This window comes from Streptomyces sp. SID10853 (assembly GCF_010548145.1).
In the GTDB taxonomy this organism is placed as follows: domain Bacteria; phylum Actinomycetota; class Actinomycetes; order Streptomycetales; family Streptomycetaceae; genus Streptomyces.
On record NZ_JAAGLN010000115.1, the window covers coordinates 1 to 21,409 of the forward strand.

General features: G+C 70.5%; 18 protein-coding genes. 11 read left to right on the forward strand and 7 right to left on the reverse strand.

What is annotated here, in order from left to right; all coding sequences use genetic code 11:
* Positions 1 to 70: 70 nt before the first annotated feature.
* On the reverse strand, positions 71 to 871 hold the full coding sequence (locus G3I19_RS21165; RefSeq protein ID WP_164265249.1) for an SDR family oxidoreductase: 801 nt from the start codon (positions 869 to 871) through the stop codon (positions 71 to 73).
* A 135-nt stretch (positions 872 to 1,006) separates the two neighbouring features.
* Between G3I19_RS21165 and G3I19_RS21170 the strand changes: the two genes are divergently transcribed.
* From G3I19_RS21170 to G3I19_RS21210, 9 genes are all read left to right on the forward strand, one after another.
* The gene (locus G3I19_RS21170; RefSeq protein ID WP_164265250.1) at positions 1,007 to 2,605 is read left to right on the forward strand and encodes a FadD3 family acyl-CoA ligase; all 1,599 of its coding nucleotides are present in this window, start codon (positions 1,007 to 1,009) and stop codon (positions 2,603 to 2,605) included.
* A 100-nt stretch (positions 2,606 to 2,705) separates the two neighbouring features.
* On the forward strand, positions 2,706 to 3,566 hold the full coding sequence (locus G3I19_RS21175) for a MaoC/PaaZ C-terminal domain-containing protein (RefSeq protein ID WP_164265251.1): 861 nt from the start codon (positions 2,706 to 2,708) through the stop codon (positions 3,564 to 3,566).
* Positions 3,567 to 3,747: 181 nt separating this feature from the next.
* Positions 3,748 to 5,223, forward strand: coding sequence for an aldehyde dehydrogenase family protein (locus G3I19_RS21180; protein WP_164265263.1), 1,476 nt, complete (start codon positions 3,748 to 3,750; stop codon positions 5,221 to 5,223).
* A 61-nt stretch (positions 5,224 to 5,284) separates the two neighbouring features.
* The gene (locus G3I19_RS21185; protein ID WP_164265252.1) at positions 5,285 to 6,844 is read left to right on the forward strand and encodes a GMC oxidoreductase; all 1,560 of its coding nucleotides are present in this window, start codon (positions 5,285 to 5,287) and stop codon (positions 6,842 to 6,844) included.
* The gene (locus tag G3I19_RS21190) at positions 6,841 to 7,962 is read left to right on the forward strand and encodes a glycine betaine/L-proline ABC transporter ATP-binding protein (protein ID WP_164265253.1); all 1,122 of its coding nucleotides are present in this window, start codon (positions 6,841 to 6,843) and stop codon (positions 7,960 to 7,962) included. Before G3I19_RS21185 ends, G3I19_RS21190 begins: the two co-directional genes overlap by 4 nt.
* A gap of 61 nt (positions 7,963 to 8,023) precedes the next feature.
* On the forward strand, positions 8,024 to 10,015 hold the full coding sequence (locus G3I19_RS21195) for an ABC transporter permease subunit (protein WP_164265254.1): 1,992 nt from the start codon (positions 8,024 to 8,026) through the stop codon (positions 10,013 to 10,015).
* A gap of 57 nt (positions 10,016 to 10,072) precedes the next feature.
* Entirely contained in the window at positions 10,073 to 11,026 is a 954-nt protein-coding gene (locus G3I19_RS21200; RefSeq protein WP_239074643.1) for an ABC transporter substrate-binding protein, read from the forward strand.
* Between the two features lie 168 nt (positions 11,027 to 11,194).
* On the forward strand, positions 11,195 to 14,389 hold the full coding sequence (locus G3I19_RS21205; protein ID WP_164265255.1) for a glycoside hydrolase family 2 TIM barrel-domain containing protein: 3,195 nt from the start codon (positions 11,195 to 11,197) through the stop codon (positions 14,387 to 14,389).
* A gap of 258 nt (positions 14,390 to 14,647) precedes the next feature.
* On the forward strand, positions 14,648 to 15,445 hold the full coding sequence (locus G3I19_RS21210) for a VOC family protein (protein WP_164265256.1): 798 nt from the start codon (positions 14,648 to 14,650) through the stop codon (positions 15,443 to 15,445).
* Between the two features lie 623 nt (positions 15,446 to 16,068).
* On the opposite strand, the gene G3I19_RS21215 is transcribed toward G3I19_RS21210, so the two are convergent.
* From G3I19_RS21215 to G3I19_RS21235, 5 genes are read right to left on the reverse strand one after another with little or no spacing between them, the layout of a single operon-like run.
* Entirely contained in the window at positions 16,069 to 16,707 is a 639-nt protein-coding gene (locus tag G3I19_RS21215) for an NAD(P)H-binding protein (RefSeq protein WP_164265257.1), read from the reverse strand.
* A 28-nt stretch (positions 16,708 to 16,735) separates the two neighbouring features.
* A complete protein-coding gene (locus tag G3I19_RS38320; RefSeq protein WP_164265258.1) occupies positions 16,736 to 17,653 on the reverse strand; it encodes a VOC family protein in 918 nt (305 codons plus the stop codon).
* A gap of 58 nt (positions 17,654 to 17,711) precedes the next feature.
* A complete protein-coding gene (locus G3I19_RS21225) occupies positions 17,712 to 18,083 on the reverse strand; it encodes a DoxX family protein (protein WP_164265259.1) in 372 nt (123 codons plus the stop codon).
* 45 nt (positions 18,084 to 18,128) lie between these two features.
* Positions 18,129 to 18,311 carry a hypothetical protein gene (locus G3I19_RS21230; protein ID WP_203599840.1) on the reverse strand — a complete coding sequence of 61 codons (183 nt, stop codon included), beginning with the start codon at positions 18,309 to 18,311 and terminating at the stop codon, positions 18,129 to 18,131.
* Positions 18,299 to 18,550, reverse strand: a complete 252-nt coding sequence (locus G3I19_RS21235; RefSeq protein WP_164265260.1) for an alcohol dehydrogenase catalytic domain-containing protein — start codon at positions 18,548 to 18,550, stop codon at positions 18,299 to 18,301. The genes G3I19_RS21230 and G3I19_RS21235 overlap by 13 nt, the downstream gene beginning before the upstream one ends.
* 100 nt (positions 18,551 to 18,650) lie before the next feature.
* On the opposite strand from G3I19_RS21235, the gene G3I19_RS21240 reads away from it, so the two are divergent.
* On the forward strand, positions 18,651 to 19,346 hold the full coding sequence (locus G3I19_RS21240; protein WP_164265261.1) for a TetR/AcrR family transcriptional regulator: 696 nt from the start codon (positions 18,651 to 18,653) through the stop codon (positions 19,344 to 19,346).
* Between the two features lie 227 nt (positions 19,347 to 19,573).
* On the opposite strand, the gene G3I19_RS21245 is transcribed toward G3I19_RS21240, so the two are convergent.
* Positions 19,574 to 20,983 (reverse strand): glycoside hydrolase family 76 protein, encoded by a 1,410-nt coding sequence (locus tag G3I19_RS21245; RefSeq protein WP_164265265.1) that lies wholly within the window; start codon positions 20,981 to 20,983, stop codon positions 19,574 to 19,576.
* 314 nt (positions 20,984 to 21,297) lie between these two features.
* Here G3I19_RS21245 and G3I19_RS37600 point away from each other — a divergent pair.
* On the forward strand, positions 21,298 to 21,409 hold a 112-nt coding region (locus tag G3I19_RS37600; RefSeq protein WP_164265262.1), incomplete at its 3' end, for a universal stress protein.

Sequence of the window (21,409 nt, forward strand, 5' to 3'; positions counted from 1 at the left end):
GCCGCCGAGCCGCCCGGTGCCCTGTCAGCCCGTCAGCCCGTCAGCCCGTCAGCCCGTGCCCGTCGGGCCGTCAGCCCGTCGGGCCGGCTGTCGCCTCGCCGGAGCGTGCTGCCAGGTAGCGGCCCGGGACGTCGCCGCCGCCGTGCACCGCGAGGTCGGCGCCGTTCACGTACGACGCATGGGGTCCGGCCAGATACAGGCAGGCGTGGGCCACGTCGGACGGCACGGCCATCCGCTCCATCGGGATGGTCCGCGCCACCGCCGCGCCCCCGTCGCTGCCGTACACGGCCGCCGCGTTCGCGGTGCGGATCAGACCGGTCGTGATGTGGTTGACGCGGACCAGCGGCGCCCACTCCAGCGCCAGGGCGCGGGTCAGGCCCAGCAGCCCGGCCTTCGCGGCCGAGTAGGCGGCCGTGCCGGGCTGCGGATCGTGTCCCGAGACACTGCCGATGTTCACGACGGAGCCGCCCTCTTCCTGCGTCCGCATGACACGGTTGGCGGCCTGGGCCGTGTAGAAGGGGGCCAGGAGATTGAGCGCGACGATCCGCTCGACGAACCGCGGTGAGACGGTCGCGGCGTCCGAGTCGGGCGAGCCGCCCGCGTTGTTGACGAGCGTGTCGAGCCGGCCGAACCGGGCTGCCGCGTGCTCGATGAGGCCGGCCGCAGCTGCGGGGTCGCGTACGTCCGCCGCGAGGAAGGCCGCGGTGCGCCCGCCCGCCGCGGGCAGGGAATCCGGTTCACCGCGGCCGCACACGAGGACATCGGCGCCCGCGCCGAGGAACGCCTCGGCGATCGCGAATCCGATGCCCTTGGTGCCGCCCGTGACGACGACTGCCCGTCCAGTGAAGTCCGCCGGGTTGCTGATGGTCATAGCCGCCTCCGTGCCGTCCGGGCCCGGCCGCGCCACAGGCGGCCGGGAGCTGGTGCGAGATCAACCTACCAAGCGTTAGGTAGGTGAACTAGAGTGCACTGGATCCAAGAGAATTCCGACGGACGAGGGGTCTCCATGACGCAGGACCAACCGGTCCGCACCGTTCCCGGCGTGCTGGCGCACACCGCGCGGCGCCACCCGGACACCGAGGCGCTCGTCGACGGCGCGACACGTCTGACCTACGGCGAACTGGCCCTGCGGGTCCGGCGCGCCACCGCCGCCGCGATGGCGTCCGGTGTCGTCCCCGGTGACCGGGTGGCGGTCTGGGCGCCCAACGGGCACCGCTGGGTGGTCGCCGCGCTCGGCGCGCTCGGCGCGGGAGCCGTGCTGGTACCGGTCAACACCCGCTACAAGGGCGAGGAGGCCGGCTGGCTGCTGGCCAGGAGCGGGGCCAGGACCCTGTTCGTGGACAACGGTTTCCTGGGCCACGACTACCTCGGCTACCTGCGCGACCTGCCCGCCGACGCGGACTCCGGCACCGGCCCGGTCCCCGCGCTGCCCGCTCTGCTCGACGTGGTGCTGCTCGGGGGCGACGCGGCCGACGGCACCCGCAGCTGGCAGGAGTTCCTGGCCGCGGGCGGGCCGGTGTCCGACGAGGCAGCCGACGCACGGGCCGCCGAGGTCGGTGAAGACGACGACTGCGACATGTTCTTCACCTCGGGCACCACCGGCAGGCCCAAGGGAGCACTGACCATGCACGGCCAGAACATCCGGGCGTACGAGGCATGGGCGCGCCGGGCCGGGCTGCGCCACGGCGACCGCTATCTCGTCGTCAACCCCCTCTTCCACACCTTCGGGTACAAGGCCGGGGTCATCGCCTGCCTGCGCCGGGCCGCGACGATGGTCCTCCAGCCGGTCTTCGACGTACGGGAGACACTGCGGCTGGTGAGCGAGGAACAGGTGACCGTGCTGCCCGGTCCGCCCGCCATCTACACCTCGATCCTCGACCACCCCGACCGCCACGACTACGACACCTCGTCCCTGCGGCTCGCCGTCACCGGCGCTTCCGTGGTGCCCGTCGCGCTGGTCGAGCGGATGCGGGAGGAGCTGCGGCTGACCGTGCTCACCGCGTACGGGCTCACCGAGTCGTGCGGCATGGTCTCCATGTGCACGGCCGACGACGACACCCGGACCGTCGCCGAGACCTCCGGCCGGGCCGTCGACGGCGTCGACCTCTGTGTTCTCGACGCGGCGGGCAACCGGCTCGGGCCGGGCGAGAACGGCGAGATCGTGCTCGGCGGCTACAACGTGATGCGCGGCTACTTCGAGGACCCCGCCGCGACCGCCGAGGCGATCGACGCCCGGGGCCGGCTCCACACCGGGGACGTCGGACGCCTCGACGAGCACGGCAACCTCACCGTCACCGGCCGGCTGAAGGACATGTTCCTGGTCGGCGGCTTCAACGTCTACCCGGCCGAGATCGAGCAACTGCTCGCGCGGCACGGGCAGATCTCCGAGGCGGCGGTCGTCGGGATACCGGATCCGAGGCTGGGCGAGGTGGGCCGCGCCTACGTCACCGCCCGGCCGGGCGAACACCCCGATCCCGCGGAGGTGATCGCCTTCTGCCGGGAGCGGCTGGCGAACTTCAAGGTTCCGCGCGAGGTCGTGGTGCTCGACCGGTTCCCGCGCAACGCCGTGGGCAAAGTACTCAAGACGGCCCTGGACAGGAGCTGACCGCCGTGTATGACCCGACATCGACACCACCGGCGTACGGCATCGGGCGGGAGAGCCCGGCCCCGGCCGGGCAGTGCGCAGCCGTACCGGGAGACGCATCGTGAGCGCGCCCACGCGCACCCCGGCGGGTGCCTGGCGCGGCCGTGAGCTGGGGGAGCGCACCGTCGGTTACGACGAGCGCGACGCGATCCTCTACGCCCTCGCGGTCGGCGCCGACGCCACCGATCTGGACCTGGTCTTCGAGGAACGCCTGCGGGTGCTGCCGACGTTCGCGCTCGCCCTCGCCCAGTGGGCTCCCGACGCGCTCGGCTCGCTGGGCGCGTTCGACATCCGTACCGCGGTCCACGGCGCCCAGCGGCTCCAGGTGAGGTCCCCGCTGCCGCGCTCGGGAAAGCTGTCCATGCGGGCGTACGTGGGCGAGGTGTGGGACAAGGGAACAGCCGCGGTCTTCGAGGTCGTGGTGGTCAGCGAATGCGCGGTGGCCACCTGGTCACTCTTCGCCCCGGGTTGTGGTGGTTTCGGCGGTGAACGCGGTCCGTCCGCGCCGACCGCCCCGGCCGAACCGCCGTACCACCAGGCCGAAGTGGCGACCGCCCCCAACCAGGCGGCGCTGTACCGGCTGCTCGGTGACCGCCACGCCATGCACATCGACCCGGAGGCCGCACGGGCCGCCGGACAGCCGCGGCCGTTCCTGCACGGCCTGTGCTCGATGGCGGCGGCGACGCTGCCCCTGGCGCGGGCCGTGGGCGCCCACCCGGCCGATCTGGTCCGGCTCGAAGGCCGGTTCGCCGCCCCGGTGTTCCCCGGGGACCGTCTCACGGCGCGTGCCTGGAAGCCCGGGGGGACGCGGCTCTCCGGGCCCGGTGCGGAGCCCGCGGCGTCCTCCGCTGAGCTGCGCTTCGAACTCCTCGGCGGCGGCCGCCCAGTGGTCTCCGGCGGACGGGCCGGGTTCAGCTCCTGACCGCACCGGACGCGGATATTCAGGCACGGTGAGTGAAGCGGATCACTTTCTGTTGATGTTCAGGCATAGGTAAAGGCCAATCGGGGAGGTGACCAGACCGCTGGTGTGAACCAGTGGCATCAGTTCAGTGAGGAAAGGCAGAACACACGTGTCGGCAAGCGAGACCATTCATGTAGACGGGATGTGGCGGGGCGCCGCATCCGGCGCCACACGGGAGGTCCTCGACCCCGCCGACGCGAAGCCCCTGCAGAGCGTGGCCGAAGGCGGCGCGCAGGACGCGGACGCCGCCGTACTGGCCGCGCACACCGCTTTCGCGGGTGGCCGCGGCGACTGGCCGCGCACACCGGTGGCCGAACGCGCCGCGCTGCTGCGCCGGGTCGCCGGGCTGCTCCAGCGCGACCGCGAGGAGATCGCGCTCATCGAGAGCCGCGACACCGGCAAGACCCTGGAGGAGGGCCGGGTCGACGTCGACGATGTCACCAACGCCTTCCGGTACTTCGCCGATCTGGTGATGAACGAGAGCGGCGGCCGCGTCGTGGACGCCGGTTCGCCCGATGTGCACAGCGTCGTCGTGCACGAGCCGGTCGGCGTCTGCGCGCTGATCACCCCCTGGAACTACCCGCTGCTGCAGGCCAGCTGGAAGATCGCACCGGCCCTCGCCGCGGGCAACACCTTCGTCGTCAAGCCCAGCGAGGTCACCCCGCTCTCCACCGTCCACCTGGTGAAGCTCCTGACGGAGGCCGGTCTGCCCGCCGGAGTGGCCAATATCGTCACCGGCCCCGGTGTGCCCGTGGGGGCACGGCTGGCCGAACACCCGCAGGTCGACCTGTTCTCCTTCACCGGCGGTCTCGCCAGCGGCACCAAGGCCGCGAGCGCGGCCGTCGCCGGAGCCAAGAAGGTCGCCCTGGAGCTGGGCGGCAAGAACCCCAACGTCGTCTTCGCCGACGCCTGCGCCACCGAGGAGGGCTTCGACACCGCCGTCGACCAGGCGCTGAACGCCGCCTTCATCCACAGCGGCCAGGTCTGCTCGGCCGGTGCCAGGCTCATCATCGAGGAGTCGGTCCGGGACCGCTTCGTCGCCGAACTGGCCCGCCGCGCCGAGCGGATCAGGCTGGGCCGCGGCACCGCCGACGGCGTCGAGTGCGGGCCGCTGGTCTCCCAGCAGCAGCTGGACAAGGTCGAGGCGTACGTGGCGTCCGCACTCGCCGAAGGGGCCCAGCTGCGCTGCGGCGGAAAGCGGCCCGAGCCGTCCGACGACCGGCCCGCCACCGGCTACTTCTACGCGCCCACCGTCCTGGACGGCTGCGACCGCACCATGAAGGTCGTACGTGAGGAGACCTTCGGCCCGATCCTGACCGTCGAGACCTTCCGCGACGAGGAGGAGGCGGTGACACTGGCCAACGACACCGAGTACGGGCTGGCCGGCGCCGTCTGGTCGGCCGACACCGCCCGCGCGCGCCGGGTCGCCGCCCGGCTGCGGCACGGCACCGTCTGGATCAACGACTACCACCCCTACCTGCCGCAGGCGGAGTGGGGCGGCTTCGGCAAGTCCGGCATCGGCCGCGAGCTGGGCCCCGCCGGCCTGGACGAGTACCGCGAGTCCAAGCACATCTACGAGAACCTCCGGCCCGAACCGGTCCGCTGGTTCGCGGGCTGACCGCCCGTCTGTTCCCGTAACACGTAAGCCCGTCAGCACTTTGCAGAAGGAGCAATGGCCCATGCCTCCGGAGATCTCCACGGTCACCGCCGACTACGTCATCGTCGGCGGTGGCACCGCGGGTTCGGTGATCGCCTCCCGGCTCACCGAGGATCCCGCCGTCAGCGTCGTCGTCGTCGAGGGCGGCCCGACCGACATCGACCGCGACGACGTCCTCACCCTCCGCCGCTGGCTCGGCCTGCTCGGCGGCGACCTGGACTACGCGTACCCCACCACCGAGCAGCCGCGCGGCAATTCGCACATTCTGCACAGCCGCGCCAAGGTGCTCGGCGGCTGCTCCTCGCACAACACCCTGATCTCGTTCAAGCCGCTGCCCGGCGACTGGGACGAGTGGTCCGAGCACGGCGCGGCCGGCTGGGACGCGAAGTCCATGGACCCGTACTTCTCCAAGCTCCGCAACAACATCGTCGCGGTGGACGAGAAGGACCGCAACGCCATCGCCAGCGACTTCGTGGCCGCGGCCCAGCAGGCGGCGGGCGTCCCGCGCGTGGAGGGCTTCAACAAGAAGCCGTTCCACGAGGGGGTCGGCTTCTTCGACCTCGCCTACCACCCGGAGAACAACAAGCGCTCATCGGCGTCGGTGGCCTACCTCCACCCGCACATCGAGGCGGGCGACCGGCCCAACCTCACGATCATGCTGGAGACCTGGGCGCACCGCCTCGAACTGGACGGCAGCCGCGCCACCGGCGTGCACGTCCGCACCAAGGAAGGCGAAGAGGTCCTCCTGCGGGCCGGGCGCGAAGTGCTGGTCTGCGCGGGTGCGGTGGACACCCCGCGGCTGCTGATGCTGTCGGGCATCGGTCCGAAGCAGGACCTGGAAGCACTCGGCATCCCCGTCGTGCACGACCTGCCGGGCGTCGGCGAGAACCTCCTCGACCACCCCGAGTCCGTCATCGTCTGGGAGACCGACGGCCCCATCCCGGAGAACTCGGCGATGGACTCCGACGCCGGGCTCTTCGTCCGCCGCGACCCCGGATCGCGCGGCCCGGACCTGATGTTCCACTTCTACCAGATCCCCTTCACCGACAACCCGGAGCGGCTGGGGTACGAGAAGCCCGAGCACGGTGTGTCGATGACACCCAACATCCCCAAGCCGCGCAGCCGCGGCCGTCTCTACCTCACCAGCGCCGACCCCGAGGTCAAACCGGCCCTGGACTTCCGGTACTTCACCGACGAGGACGACTACGACGGCCGTACCCTGGTCGACGGCATCCGTCTCGCCCGCGAGATCGCGAAGACCGAACCGCTCGCCCACTGGCTCAAGCGCGAGGTCTGCCCCGGCCCCGACGTCACGTCCGACGAGGACATCAGCGAGTACGCCCGCAAGGTGGCGCACACCGTCTACCACCCGGCGGGCACCTGCAGGATGGGTGCCCCCGACGACGCCCTGGCCGTGGTCGACCCCGAGCTGCGGATCCGCGGGCTCTCCGGCATCCGTATCGCCGACGCGTCCGTCTTCCCGACGATGCCCTCGGTCAACCCCATGATCGGAGTCCTCATGGTCGGCGAGAAATGCGCCGAACTGCTCGCCGCCACCCCCGCCCAGGGAGGTACCGCATGACAGCCACCACGCCCGCCGCCGGCGAACCGGCCACCCCGCCGGCACCTGCGCCGGCGGACGAGAAGCGCGGCACCGTCTTCTCCGTACGCAACCTCTGGAAGGTCTTCGGCCCCCGCGCCGACCGGATACCCGGCGACAGCGCACTGACCGGGCTGACCGGCGAGGAACTGCGCCTGCGCACCGGCTGCACCGCCGCCGTGCGCGACGTCTCCTTCGACGTCCACGAGGGCGAGGTCTTCGTGGTCATGGGGCTGTCCGGCTCCGGCAAGTCGACACTGGTGCGCTGTCTGACCCGGCTCATCGAGCCCACCAGCGGCGATCTCACCATGGACGGCGAGGACGTCCGCGCCATGGACCGCACCAAGCTGCGCGAACTGCGCCGCCACCGCGCCGCCATGGTCTTCCAGCACTTCGGCCTGCTGCCGCACCGCACCGTCCTGGACAACGTCGCCTACGGGCTGGAGATCCAGGGCGTGGGCCGGGCCGAACGCCGGGCCAAGGCAGCCGAGTTCATCGAGAAGGTCGGCCTCACCGGCCTGGAGAACCGGCGCCCGAGCCAGCTCTCCGGCGGGCAGCAGCAGCGGGTCGGGCTCGCCCGCGCACTCGCCGTTGACCCCGAAGTCCTGCTCTTCGACGAGCCGTTCAGCGCCCTCGACCCGCTCATCAGGCGCGATATGCAGCAGGAGGTCGTCCGGCTGCACAAGGACGAGGGCCGCACCATGGTCTTCATCACCCACGACCTGTCCGAGGCGCTGACCCTGGGCGACCGTATCGCCCTGATGCGGGACGGCCGGATCGTGCAGCTCGGCACGCCCGAGGAGATCGTCGGCTCGCCCGCCGACGACTACGTCCGGGACTTCGTCCGCGACGTGCCCCGCGAACAGGTCCTCACGGTCCGCCGCGCCATGCGCCCCGCACAGGGCAGCGAGGCCGACGAGGGCGAGTCGGTGCCGCCCGGCACGCTCATATCCGACGCCATCGACACCGTCGTCCGGTCCGGCGCCGCGGTGCGCGTCGTCGAGGGGGAGCGGTGCCTGGGCGTCGTGGACCACGCCTGTCTGCTCGCCGTCGTGGCCCGCATCGACGAGAGCCCGGCCGAGAGCGGAGTGGCCGCCTGATGCGTACGCCACCACACCCCTCGCCCGTCGGGCCGCCCGGCACACCCACCCGGAGGCGCGCATGACGGCCGCCACCTCCACCCCCGCCCGCACCGAGAACCAGACCGCGCCCGGCAGGGCCGCCGGACTCCGGGCCGCACTGCTCCACCGGGGCGCGGGCAAGCTCCTGGTGCTCGCCGTCGCCGCCGCGGTCCTGGTGCCGATCGCGAACTCGGTCTGGGACAGCGGACTGTGGCCCGGTGCCCTCACCGTGGACGTCTCGGCACCGCTGGGCCACGTCAGCGACTGGATCATCGACAACCGCGACACCCACCCGGTGTTCCTGTACTTCCTCGGCTATCTGAGCAACGCCGTGGTCATCGCCGTACGCGCCGTCTACCTCGTGCTGCTCGCCCTCGGCTGGACCGGGGTCACCGCCGCGGTCACCCTGGTGGCCTGGCGGGTGGCCGGATGGCGTATCGCCGTCACCGCACTGGTCTCCTTCCTGGTCAGCGGAGTGCTGGACATGTGGGTGCCGACGATGCAGACGCTCGCGCTGATGGTGGTCGCGGTCATCGCGTCCGCCGTCGTCGGAGCGGTCCTCGGGCTGGCCGGCGGTCTCTCCGACCGGCTGTTCCGCATCCTGCGCCCGGTACTCGACACCATGCAGGTGCTGCCGGCCTTCGCGTATCTGCTGCCCGTGGTCCTGGTGTTCGGCATCGGAGTGCCGGCCGCCCTGCTCGCCACCGTCGTCTACGCGGCGCCGCCGATGGCCCGGCTCACGGCGCTCGGGCTGCGCGGCGCCGACGCCGGGGTCCTGGAAGCCGTCGCCTCACTCGGCTCCACCGCACGCCAGCGGCTGGTCACCGCCCGGCTGCCGCTCGCCCGCAAGGAACTGCTCCTCGGCCTCAACCAGACCATCATGATGGCGCTCTCGATGGTCGTCATCGCCTCACTCATCGGTGCCGCGGGTCTCGGCGACCGCGTCTACCAGGCGCTGGCGTCCGTGGACGTCGGAGGGGCGCTGGCCGCCGCCATCCCGATCGTGCTGCTCGCCATCGTCATGGACCGCACCACCGCGGCGGCCGGAGCCAGACTCGGCAGTGACCCCTCAGGACCCGTGGCCCTGCGCGGCCTGCGCGGCTGGGCCCTCGCGGCCGCCGGCACCGCCGTCATCGCGGTGGCCGGCCGGCTGGCCGGCTCCACGCTCTGGCCGTCCGGAACCACCGTGGCCATCGCACGGCCGGTCAACGACTTCAAGGAGTGGATGGTCGACCACCTCTACTCCGGGGTGCCCGTCGTCGGCGGCACCGCCGACTGGGCCGCGCACTTCACGTCCTGGATCCTGGACCCGCTCAGGGACGGGCTGACCGGCCTGCCCTGGTGGGGCGCGCTGCTCATCGTCGCCGCCCTGGCCTGGCTCATCGGTACCTGGCAGACCGCGCTGACGGCGGTACTGGCGCTCTGCGCCATCGGCGTGCTCGGCATGTGGAAGCCGTCCATGGACACGCTCTCCCAGGTCCTGGCCGCCCTGGTCGTCACCCTGGTCATCGGGTTCGCCGTCGGGATCCTCGCCGCGGGCAGCCGCCGCGCCGAAGCCGTACTGCGTCCGGTGCTCGACGTCATGCAGACCATGCCGCAGTTCGTCTACCTCATCCCGGTGGTCGCGCTCTTCGCCGTGGGCCGCGCCCCGGCCGCAGCGGCGGCGGTCGTCTACGCGCTGCCCGCCGTCATCCGCATCACCACGCAGGGGCTGCGCCAGGTCGACCCGGCAGCGGTGGAGGCCGCCAGGTCGCTCGGCGCCACCCGGCTGCAGACCCTGCGCCAGGTCCAGCTGCCGCTGGCCCGCCCGGCGCTGCTCCTCGCCGTCAACCAGGGCGTGGTGCTGGTGCTCGCCGTCGTCATCATCGGCGGACTGGTGGGCGGCGGCGCCCTCGGCTACGACGTCGTCACCGGCCTGGCCACCGGCGACCTCGCCATCGGTCTCGTCGCGGGGGTGGCCATCGTCTGCCTGGGCCTGATGCTCGACCGTGTCACCCAGCCCACCGAACGCCGCATCCGGAAGGGGGCCTGAGCCGTGACCCGTACCCGCACCCGTGGCGCACGCCGCGCCACCACCGCACTCGCCGTCCTGGCGTCCGGCGCCCTGCTGGTCTCGCTCAGCGGCTGCGGAGCCGCCGACATGACCAAGCAGTCCTCACCGTTCGCAGCGGCCAAGGGAGCCAAGTCCGTCACGCTCTCCGTGCAGAGCTGGGTCGGCGCACAGGCGAACGTGGCCGTCGCCAAGTATCTGCTCGAACACCGCCTCGGCTACCGCGTCGACACCGTCCAGGTGGACGAGATCCCCGCCTGGGACGCGCTCAGCCAGGGGCGTGTCGACGCGATCCTGGAGGACTGGGGCCACCCCGACCAGGAGAAGCGGTACGTCAAGGACAAGAAGACGATCACCGCGGGCGGCGACCTGGGGGTCACCGGACACATCGGCTGGTTCGTACCGAAGTACTGGGCGGACAAACACCCGGACGTCACCGACTGGAAGAACCTCAACAAGTACGCGAGTCAGCTGCGTACGGCGGAGAGCGGCAGCAAGGGCCAGCTCATGGACGGCTCGCCGTCCTATGTCACCAACGACAAGGCCCTGGTGAAGAACCTCAAGCTGGACTACGACGTGGTCTTCGCGGGGTCCGAGGCCGCGCAGATCACCCAGATCCAGCAGTTCGCCAAGGAGAAGAAGCCCTTCCTCAGCTACTGGTACGAGCCGCAGTGGCTCTTCAACCAGGTGCCGATGACCGAGGTCAAGCTCCCTCCGTACACCGCGAAGTGCGCGGACAAGGGGGTCAAGGACCCGAAGTCCATCGACTGCGCCTATCCCTCGACACCCCTGCAGAAGTACTTCAACACCGAGTTCACCAAGACCGGTGGCGACGCCGCGGCGTTCCTGAAGAACTTCAAGTGGACGAAGGACGACCAGAACAAGGTCTCCGCGATGATCGCCTCGCAGGGACTGTCGGCCGACGAAGCGGCCAAGCGCTGGGTGGACCAGAACCCGGACATCTGGAAGAAGTGGCTGCCCGGCAAGAAATGAGCACGAGCTGACAGCGCGTCATGCCGCCGGTCCACGCGGACCGGCGGCATGACGCGCTCCGCGTCCTTTCTCTGCGCCATGGGCGCCCAAGCGGGTCCGCCGTCTTGTGTGTTGAGCTTTTCTGTCTGATGCTGGCGGTTCTTGTTCTCTTACGTTCGGAGCTGCCGTATGAGCGCACGCCGAGTAAGCCGACGTTCCGTCCTGGTCACCGGGGCCGCCCTCGCGGGCTGGGCCGCCTTCTCCGCACAGAAACTCGCCTTCGCGGCGGACGCCGCGGAGACCGGGGGCGCGACGGGCGCGGAGTGGGACGCGCAACCGAAGGTCTTCCAGATCGGCAGAGAAGAGGCCCGCGCCAGGCTGGTGCCGTACGCGACCGAGTCCGACGCGCTGCGCGGGGACTTCGCGAAGTCCCCCTACTTCCGGTCCCTGAACGGAACCTGGCGGTTCCACTGGTCCAAGAACCCCGACGCACGGCCGACCGGGTTCGAGGCCCCCGGCTACGACGACCACGGCTGGGACCGCATCGCCGTCCCGTCGAACTGGGAGATCGAGGGCTACCAGGAGCCCATCTACCTCAACATCCAGTACCCGTGGACCGGTTACGAGAAGCCCGAACCGCCCCATGTCCCGCACGAGTTCAACCCGGTCGGCTCCTACCGGCGCACCTTCACCGTGCCCGGCGGCTGGTCGGGCCGCCGCACCCTGATCTCCTTCCAGGGCGTCAAGTCCGCGTTCTTCGTCTGGGTCAACGGCAAGCGCGTCGGCTACAGCGAGGACAGCTACACCCCGGCCGAGTTCGACATCACCGACCATGTGCACGCCGGTGAGAACAGCCTCGCCGTGGAGGTCTACCGCTGGTCCGACGGCAGCTGGCTGGAGGACCAGGACATGATCGACCTGTCCGGCATCTTCCGGGACGTCTATGTCTACGCGATCGCACCGGTCCATGTGCAGGACCTGTTCGTACGGACCGCACTGGACGACGCCTACCGCGACGCGACCCTGACCGTCACCACGACCGTACGCAACCGGGGCGGCGCCACCGCCGGCGCACACAGCGTCGAGGCCGTGCTCCACGACGCCCGGGGGCGGCGTGTCGGCAGCCCGCTGCGCGGCCGGGCCACACCCGGCAAGGGGGACGCCGAGGTGCAGCTCACCGCCGACGTCCGCGCCCCGGCACTCTGGTCGGCCGAGCAGCCGAACCTCTACACCCTGGTCGTCACCCTCACCGACGGCCGGGGCAGAGTGGTCGACATCCAGCGCACCACCCTCGGATTCCGCGAAGTCGCCCATGGGCCAGGCAAGTTCACCGTCAACGGCAAGCCGGTCATGTTCCGCGGCACCAACCGCCACGAGACCGACCCCGACCACGGCCAGGCCATCCGCGAGGACCGGATGATCCAGGACATCCGGCTGATGAAACAGCACAACATCAACGCCGTCCGCACCTCGCACTACCCGAACCACCCCCGCTGGCTCGAACTGTGCGACGAGTACGGCCTGTACGTCATCGGTGAGACGAACCTGGAGTCGCACGGGGTGCGCGACACCGTGCCCGCCTCACTGCCCGAGTGGACCGGCGCCTGTGTGGACCGGCTCCGCTCCCTGGTCGAGCGGGACAAGAACCACCCCAGCGTGATCGTCTGGTCGCTGGGCAACGAGGCAGGGCAGGGATCCAACTTCCAGACCATGGCCGACTGGGTCCACGCACGGGACAGCTCCCGTCCGGTCCACTACGAAGGCATGAACGCGGTCGCGGACCTGCACAGCCAGATGTACACCGTGCCCGCCGACGTGGAGGCGTACGGAAAGTCGGGCAGTGAGACACCCTTCATCCTCTGCGAGTACGCCCACGCGATGGGCAACAGCAGCGGCAACCTCAAGGAGTACTGGGAGGTCTTCGAGCGCTACCCGAATCTGCACGGCGCCTTCGTGTGGGACTGGGTCGACCAGGCGATCAGGCTGCCCGTACCGGGCGACCCACGGCACAACTACCTCTCGTACGGCGGGGACTGGCACCCCGGCTACCCCACCGACGCCAACTTCTGCTGCAACGGCCTGATGGCGGCGGACCGCACGCCGCACCCCGGGCTCCTGGAGCTCAAGAAGGTCTACCAGCCGGTGGGGATCAGCGCCGCCGACCTCGGCGCGGGCACGGTGACGGTACGGAACAAGCACCTGTTCAGCGGCCTGGACGCCTACGAGCTGCGGTGGACGGTGACCTGCGACGGACGGACCGCGCAGCACGGCACGCTGCCCCCGCCGAAGGCGGCCCCCGGCGGCGATGCGACCGTCCGTATCCCTTGGACCAAGCCGCGCACCCCGGAGCCCGGTGCCGAGTACTGGCTGAACCTCTCCTTCGTGCTGGCCTCGGACACCAGCTGGGCGCAGGCCGGACACACGGTGGCAGGCGAGCAGTTCGCGCTGAACTGGCACACTCCGGCGGCGGCCGACCCGGACCCCGACGGGCTGCCCGCCCTCACCCTGGAGGAGAGCGACAGCAGCGTCAGGGTCACCGGTCGCCAGGTGGACGTGGTGCTCGACCGGGCGACCGGGACGCTCAGCTCCTACCGCTGGAAGGGCCGGCTCCTGCTGTCGGGCGGCCCGGTGCCGAACTTCTGGCGAGGCCCGACCGACAACGACATCGGGCGGGGCGCCCAGAACACCCTGCGGACCTGGCGGGACGCCGGGACCAAGCGCACGGTGACATCGGTGAAGGCGGCGCAGCCGTCGCGGGGCGCGGTCACCATCGCGGTGGAGTGCACCCTGCCCACGGCGCCGAATACGTCCACCTGGGCCACCGAGTTCACCGTACGCGGCGACGGGGAAGTGCGTGTCAGGCACACCCTGAAGGCCGCTGACGGGCTGCCCGATCTTCCGCTGGTGGGGGCTCTTCTGACGGTGCCTCAGGGCTTCGAGCGCATCGACTGGTACGGCCGCGGCCCGCAGGAGAACTACTGGGACCGCAACTCCGGTGCCTTCGTGGGACGTTACCGCTCCACCGTCGACGCACAGGTGGCGCCCTACATCCGTCCCGAACAGACCGGGAACATGACCGATGTGCGCACCCTGTCGCTCACGGAGCGCTCCGGCGCGGGGCTGACCGTGCGGGCCGACCCGGCCGAAGGCGAACCGATGCTGGAGACCGGCGCGCTGCACTATTCGCCGTTCGACCTGGAGGGCCCCAGGCATCCGTACGAGCTGAAGCGGCGCGACGAGACCCTGCTCGGGGTCAACCACCGGCAGACGGGCGTCGGCGGCAACGACTCGTGGGGCGCGCCGCCGCTCGACGCGTATCTGCTGCACGCCGGGCGCACCTACACCTACGCGTACCGGCTGAGCCCGGCGCAGGAGGCCGGGTAGGGACTGTCCGCTGGTCCGGAGCCGTTCCGGTCCGAGTGATCCGGTCCGGTGACCGGGGGCGCGACCGGCCGCGCTGGGCCGTACGGGTGGGTGCCGGGAGCCGTCCGCAGGGCTTGGCGCGGGTTCCTGTTTCGGCGGCCCGGCAGCGCCGGTACGCATGGGGAACAGTCAGCGGCTGCCCTGCCCATCGGGGGCGGGAGGGATTCCCGGGCCGTGGACGGCCGGCCCCATCACCCCACGTACACCGGAGGATCTCCCGTGCTGACGACCCACTACGTCCCTGGTGCGCCGAACTGGCTCGACCTCGGCGCCCCTGACATCGACGCGGCCGTCGCCTTCTACACCGGCGTGTTCGGCTGGACCTTCCAGTCGGCGGGCCCCGGCAGCGGCGGCTACGGCTTCTTCCAGAAGGGCGGCAGAACCGTCGCGGCCGTCGGCCCGCTGACGGCCGAAGGCGCGGACCCGGCGTGGACGGTCTACTTCCACACGTCCGACGCCGACGCCACCGGCCGCGCGGTCGAGCAGGCCGGCGGAACGGTCCGCTTCCCCGCGATGGACGTCTTCACCGCGGGCCGTATGGCGGGCTTCACCGACCCGGCGGGCGCGGAGTTCGCCGTCTGGCAGCCGGGCGATGTGCAGGGACTGGAGACCGTCATGGAGCCGGACACGATGTGCTGGGTGGAGCTGCACACCAAGGACGTGGCGGCGGCGAAGTCCTTCTACCGTTCGGTCTTCTCCTGGGACTACCAGGACATGTCCATGGGGGACGGCATGGTCTACACCGTCGTCTCCGCGCAGGGCGACGAGGGCGACGACACCAGCCACGGTGGCATCATGCAGCTCCCGAAGGAGAACGTCGAGGCCGGGGCCGGGTCGGAGTGGCACCCGTACTTCGGCGTCGACGACTGCGACGCGACGTTCGCCGCGGCCACCGGGCGCGGGGCCTCGGTCCTGATGCCGCCGAGCAACGCTCCGGGCGTCGGCCGGCTGGCCCTGCTCAAGGACCCGGACGGCGCGGTGTTCGCCCTCATCAAGGGCGATCCGTCGATGACCTGACCGGGATACGCGCGGGTACGGCTCACGACGGCGTACTCCCGATGGCCGAGAGCGCAGCCCATCGGGCCCGCAGCGCGCAGCGGCCGCCTGGCGGACCAGGGTGATTCAGTGCCGGCGCAGCGCACGCCGCGACCCGGATGCTCCGCGGCCGGACGCCACTTCGCTCGTCCGGAGGTGGTCGCCGACGGCTGCCGGGCCGACCGATTCCACGTACGTCATCGGAGCCCTGGTCTGCCTCGCCGGAACGGCCGTGACCAGGAATGCCCGTGCGGCAACTGAACGCCGGCAGCGGTGGCAGGGTCCGTCTCCGCAGCCTGGCGAGGGCTGCCGGCCAAGTGGCAGGACCGCTCATCAGGGCCTTGCCGGCTCGGCCCGAACCTGGGGCAGGACCTTGGTCCCGAGGAGTTCGACGGCCGCCGAGGATGCCGAGGAACATGGCCAGGCCGAGTTCGACGGCGCGGTGGACCGATTCGGGGCTGCCGCCGGTGCCCAGCCAGGTTGATGGCCTCCAGCGCGTCGCGGACGGCCTGGGCGGTCGGGCCGCGGCCGCCGTCCGCGTGCCGCGGGGTGTTGCCGAGGGAGTAGACGCCGAGTTCGAAGGGCATGTCTGGCCGGTCCTGGTTCTAGTTGCTGATGGCGGGCATGGACCGCTGGTAGCGGGTGTCGGTGAGCTGGGAGACGAGGAAGGCGGCGATGTCCGAACGGCTCATCGCGGAGCCGACCTTCTCGTGGCCCAGGAACCCGGAGCGGACATGGCCGGTGGAGGGCTTATCGGTGGGATTGGTGATGCGGGCGATGGTGTAGTCGAGGTCGGAGCCGGTGACGGCGTTCGTCATGCCGGTCAGCTCGGTGAGCGCGTGGGGGAAGGCCAACTTGGCCATGACGGGCAGCATCTTGTGCTTCCAGTGCGGCTTGTCCCGCGGGTCCGCGAGCGAAGGGGTGGCCAGGCCGATGAACCTGCTGACCTTCTGCTCGTCCATGACCTCGACGATCGTGCGGGTGCCGTCGGCGAGCTGGGTCCCCTTGGTGGACCGCTTCAGCGAGGGGCCCAGTGCGCTGATGACCGCGTTCGCGCCGGCGACGGCCTGCTGCACGGCCGTACGGTCGGACAACTGACCGGTGATCAGGGTGAGGTTGTCGTGGGTGAGGTTCAGCTTGCCGGGGTTGCGGGTCAGCGCAGTGACGTGGTGGCCGGCGTCCAGCAGTTCCTGGACCACGAGGCGGCCGATGCCGCCGGTGGCGCCGAAGACGGTGACACGCATGACAGGTGGCTCCTTGCCGGTGTGGGGGTCAGGGGGTGAGAGGGCGGACGGTGGGGGCCCAGCCGTCGGCGACGAACTTGTGGCCCCACGCCTCGGAGGTGGAGGGATTGGTCTGCACGAAGTCGTCGGTCAGCAGTTCGCCGTTCGCACCGAACTCGATATCGAAGCCGGTGGGCGAGCGCATGTAGAAGCTGATGAGAGTGTCGGACATGTGGCGGCCCAGGGTGACGGTGACGGGTATGTCGTCACGCTCCTGCACCAGGTCCCAGGCGCGGCCGACGTCGTCCAGTCGGGTGGACTCGATCGCGATGTGCTGCACGCCCTTCATGCCGGGCACGCCGACGTAGCCCAGGCAGTGGGTGCGCGGGTTGCAGCGGTAGAACTGCGGGCCCGAGACGCTGCCGTCGGGGGTGGTGGCCGTCCAGCCGCCGAACAGCTCCAGGCCGAGGACGCCGGTGGTGAACTCCTCCAGCTCGGGCGTGATCTCGGGGACGACGAACACGACGTGCCCCACCCCTTCGGTGCCCGCGACGAACTTCCCGGCCATGGCCCTGCCCGGCAGGAACGAACCCGCAGTGAACGTGGCCCCGTAGTAGATCTCGTGCGGGAAACCGAAGGGGTCGTCGAAGCGGGCCAGGCCCTGCACCTGCCGCTCGGCACGCTCCGCCGCATCGCCCAGGCGCGGCTTGCAGCCCTTGGCGTCCAGCTCAGCGACGGCCTCGGTGAAGGCGGCCTTGCACGACAGCTCCCAGCCCACGTAGGCCAGGCGCTCCTCCTCGCCGGGGTGGACCGACAGGCGGCGATGACGGTCGTCCATCCGCAGATGCACCGTCCCATCGTCGCCGCGTTCACCGATCTGCAGGCCGAACACCTCGGGGCCGAAGGCCAGCCACTGCTCGTAGTGGGGGGATTCGAACCCGAGGTAGCCCAGCGCGTGGATCTTCACGTCATGTCTCCTTGGCGGGAATGGGGGAGGGCGAGCGTGTGAGAAGGGGCAGGGCCGGTCAGAAGCTGTACGGGCCGAAGCGCCCCCAGGCCACCAGGACGGCCAGGATCAGCAGGACGGTGTTGAAGCCGATCGCGGACGGCTCCTTGCGGCGGGCGTGGACGATCGCGGCGAGCACCATGACGACGGCCAGGCCGGTGGCGGCGAGCGGAGTGAGCACGGTGGCGATGCCGGTCGCCGCAGGCAGGATCAGCCCGAGCGCTGCGGCGAGTTCGACGATGCCGATCAGCCGGACGGTGCCGACGGAGAAGTCGCTCACCCAGGGCAGCTTGTCGGCCAGCTTCACCTTGGGCCGAGTGGACTTCATGACACCGGCCATCGCGAACACAACGGCGAGGACGGCCTGCACGACCCACAGGAAGATGTTCACAGCACCAGGTCCTTCACGGTACGACTACGGGAATGGGCGGGATGCTCAGGCATTGAAGACGACCTCGGCACGCTCGCGGCCCTCGTGCAGCTCCCAGTACAGGGGAGCGATCTGCTCGGGCGTGGCGGTCGGGATGCCGGCGGGCCCGCCCTCGCCGATCCATACATTGATCGCGATGTGCGCGGCGAACACGCCGCTGTCGGCCAGCTCCTTGTTCAGGGTGAGCACCCAGTTTTGCGCAGCGCGCCGTCGGCGGCGTTGACGGTGCCCGCGAAGTCCTTACCGACCACCAGCGGGAACCGGTGCTCCATCACCTGCTGCAGGTAGCCGGCGACGGTCGCGGCGTCGAAGCCGTCCACCGCCGACACCGCCACCTTCACCAGCAGCTCACCCGCCTCGGGACGTGGAGTTTCGACCTCGGAAACCACCGGAGCGGCAGGGACCTCGCTCAGTGCGACAGCACGCATGACAACACCTTCCCATAAGTGGAACGGCCTGCCCGTTTTCACTGGTGCCCAGCGTAACAACAGAAGTGGGAAGGTTGTTCCACATAGGTAGGGTGGAAGCATGGCCAGCACCGCAGACCCCGTCGAGACTCCCGCTCACGCCCCCGAAGCAGGGCTGCGCGCAGACGCCGAACGCAACCGCGACCGCATCGTTGCCGCCGCCCGCCGCCTCTTCGCCACCGAAGGGCTCGGCGTCTCCATGGCCTCCGTCGCCCGCGAAGCAGGTGTCGGCAAAGCCACCCTCTCCCGCCGCTTCACCACCCGCGACGACCTGGTCAACGCCGTCTTCGCCGACCGCATGGACGCATACGCAGGCGCCGTCCAAACCGCCTTGAACGACCCCGACCCGTGGCACGGCTTCACCGGCTACCTCCACGACGTGTGCGCCATGCAGGCCGCCGACCGCGGCTTCGCCGACGTCCTGACCATGACCTTCCCCGCCGCCAAAGCCCTCGAAGCCCGACGTACCGAGGCGTACAACGGGTTCCTCGAACTCATCACCCGCGCCAAAGGCACCGGCCACCTGCGCGACGACTTCACCAGCCAGGACCTCGTCATCCTGCTCATGGCCAACGCCGGCGTCATCAACGCCACCGGCGACGCCGCCCCCGACACCTGGCGACGCCTCGTCGTCCACATGACCCGCTCCTACGCCACCCCCACCGCCCCTGTTCCGCTGCTCCCGGACGTGCCCGCGCCCGCGGCCCTCTACCGTGCCATGATCCGTCTCACTCGGGCCCGGTCGGACAACCCATGACGCCGCGCGTTCCAAGCCATCAGTGACACGACCATTCAGCAACTTGCAACAGCCGGCTGTACCAGCAGTATTGACGCAACTTGGTTCTGTGAGGTTGGGGCCATGGCCGGAGCCGACTTCCTGCACGCCCGCAGTGTCCGCGATGCTGCGCTACTTCGAGACGCGCGAGGACATCTTCCTGCGCCTGGCCGGTGCCACCTGGTGCAACTGGTCCGCCAGATCCGCTCTCAGCTTGCGGGGGCCGCGTTGAGCAGGTCGAGTGTGCTCTGCTGGCAGCCGTAGTCCGGCGTGCCGGCCCACGGGCCGTTCCAGTGCGGCCCGTACATGTCGAGCGCGTTGCGGTCCTTGCTGTGGGCGGCGTCGGCCCACCGGTTCAGCGGGGTGCTGTACGGGTGGTCGGACAGCTCTCCGTTGAGCGTGCCGAGCCCCCGGACGTAGGCCCCCTTGAACGACGGCCCGTCGCCCGTGCAGCCGTCGGACTCGCCGGGCTCGCGCAGCACACCGTCGGTCTCCAGCCGGGTCGATGACGCGTCGGCCAGGGTCCGCGCGGTGTCGAGGAGCGTACTGTCGCCGGTCGCCCGGTGGAGTTCGGCCAGTCCGCCGAGGATCACACCCTGGTTGTACGTCCAGGTCTGCTGGCCGTTGTTGGAACAGCCGTCGGTCAGACCGTCGTTGATCATGTGGTCCGAGTTGATCATGCCGCTTGCGCTGAACCACGACCACTCGTTCTTCGCCCGGTCCAGATAGGCGGAGTCGCCGGGGATGCGGTTGTGCAGGGCGGCGTTCAGCTGGAGGAACAGCTCGTTGGTGATCGCGTTCTTATAGGTCTTGTTCTCGTTCCACAGCACACCGCCCCCACAGGTGCCCGTCCAGTTGGCGAACATGTGGTCGGCGTCGGCGCGTGCGGTGTTGAGGTAACGGCTGTCGCCGGTCATGTCGTACGCGGCGACCCAGGCCAGCCCCCACCAGCCGGTGTCGTCGAGATAGTCGTTGGTGAAGTTGCCGCCCTGTGCGCCGATGTTCTTGTCGTAGGTGGTGGAGACGGCGTACTTGTAGCTGGGCATGCCGCTGGTGCGGATGTTGTCGATGACGGCAGTCAGCGCGTTGGCGCTGGTCCACCAGCCGTTGCCGCCGAACAGGCCGGTGTTCCGGTCGAACGACATCATCAGCGCGGTCGCGGCCGCGGTGCTCCTGCTGCCCGCGTTCCAGTCCGTGCGCGCCCACTGCGTACAGGCGATCTCGGCCCGGTCGCCGGCCTTTCCGCAGGCCCGGAGCGCGCCGACACCGGCCGTGTTCCAGTCGTCGACGTTGTACATCTGGGTGCGCCAGCCGCCCGATCCCGCAGGAGTCCTGGTGTCGCCCAGCTTGCTGCCCGACGACCAGGTCTTGCCGCCGTCGAACGAGCGGTCCAGCCAGACCTCGTCACCCGCGTTGCCGTTGTCGATGGAAGCCCACCCCATGACATCGTTGTCATCGATATGCAGGGCGATGGTGCGCGAGTAGATCGAGGCGGTGACCGGTGTTCTGTCCTTCGTCGCCGCTGCGGGGTCCCGGGCGTCGCAGTACTTGTTGCAGATCGCCGCCTGGGTGCCGGCGGAGGACGCAGGTGCGAGGAGGCCGAGGAGCAGGCACGACATCGCGGCGAGCAGGGTCAGCCTTCTGGGTGTGGGGGACATGTGAGCCTTCCGGTGCGGTGATGGGGGCCGTCGGGGCGCGCCCGGAGCGGGCGAGCGGCAGGCGGGCGAACAAGATATCAGGTCCATGTCAAGAAGTTGCTGCGTTTGCGGGGGTATGTCTCTCACGCACAGAATCGGATGCGGTACGGCCCGGTTCCCTCCGGCACCGGCGGTGCGACCGCGGCCGGCCGTGTCCGGGCCCCGTGAGGCAGTCGCGGGGGAGAACCGGCGGCGCAAACCGGCGGGGAGATCCGCGCCGAGAACGGAGCACGGCCATGAAGCCGATCGTCACCGTGGGCCTGGACAGCAGGGCCGAGTCGCTCTCCGCGGCCCGTTGGGCGGCGCGCGAGGCGCAGTCCCGCGGCGCGGTGCTGCGCATCCTGCACG

What these genes read in the sequence shown, in the direction of transcription:
- G3I19_RS21165 (WP_164265249.1), bottom strand. Translation starts at nt 871, where the DNA reads ATGACCATCAGCAACCCGGCGGACTTCACTGGACGGGCAGTCGTCGTC.
- G3I19_RS21170 (WP_164265250.1), top strand. Translation starts at nt 1,007, where the DNA reads ATGACGCAGGACCAACCGGTCCGCACCGTTCCCGGCGTGCTGGCGCAC.
- G3I19_RS21180 (WP_164265263.1), top strand. Translation starts at nt 3,748, where the DNA reads ATGTGGCGGGGCGCCGCATCCGGCGCCACACGGGAGGTCCTCGACCCC.
- G3I19_RS21185 (WP_164265252.1), top strand. Translation starts at nt 5,285, where the DNA reads ATGCCTCCGGAGATCTCCACGGTCACCGCCGACTACGTCATCGTCGGC.
- G3I19_RS21190 (WP_164265253.1), top strand. Translation starts at nt 6,841, where the DNA reads ATGACAGCCACCACGCCCGCCGCCGGCGAACCGGCCACCCCGCCGGCA.
- G3I19_RS21195 (WP_164265254.1), top strand. Translation starts at nt 8,024, where the DNA reads ATGACGGCCGCCACCTCCACCCCCGCCCGCACCGAGAACCAGACCGCG.
- G3I19_RS21205 (WP_164265255.1), top strand. Translation starts at nt 11,195, where the DNA reads ATGAGCGCACGCCGAGTAAGCCGACGTTCCGTCCTGGTCACCGGGGCC.
- G3I19_RS21215 (WP_164265257.1), bottom strand. Translation starts at nt 16,707, where the DNA reads ATGCGTGTCACCGTCTTCGGCGCCACCGGCGGCATCGGCCGCCTCGTG.
- G3I19_RS21235 (WP_164265260.1), bottom strand. Translation starts at nt 18,550, where the DNA reads ATGCGTGCTGTCGCACTGAGCGAGGTCCCTGCCGCTCCGGTGGTTTCC.
- G3I19_RS21240 (WP_164265261.1), top strand. Translation starts at nt 18,651, where the DNA reads ATGGCCAGCACCGCAGACCCCGTCGAGACTCCCGCTCACGCCCCCGAA.
- G3I19_RS21245 (WP_164265265.1), bottom strand. Translation starts at nt 20,983, where the DNA reads ATGTCGTGCCTGCTCCTCGGCCTCCTCGCACCTGCGTCCTCCGCCGGC.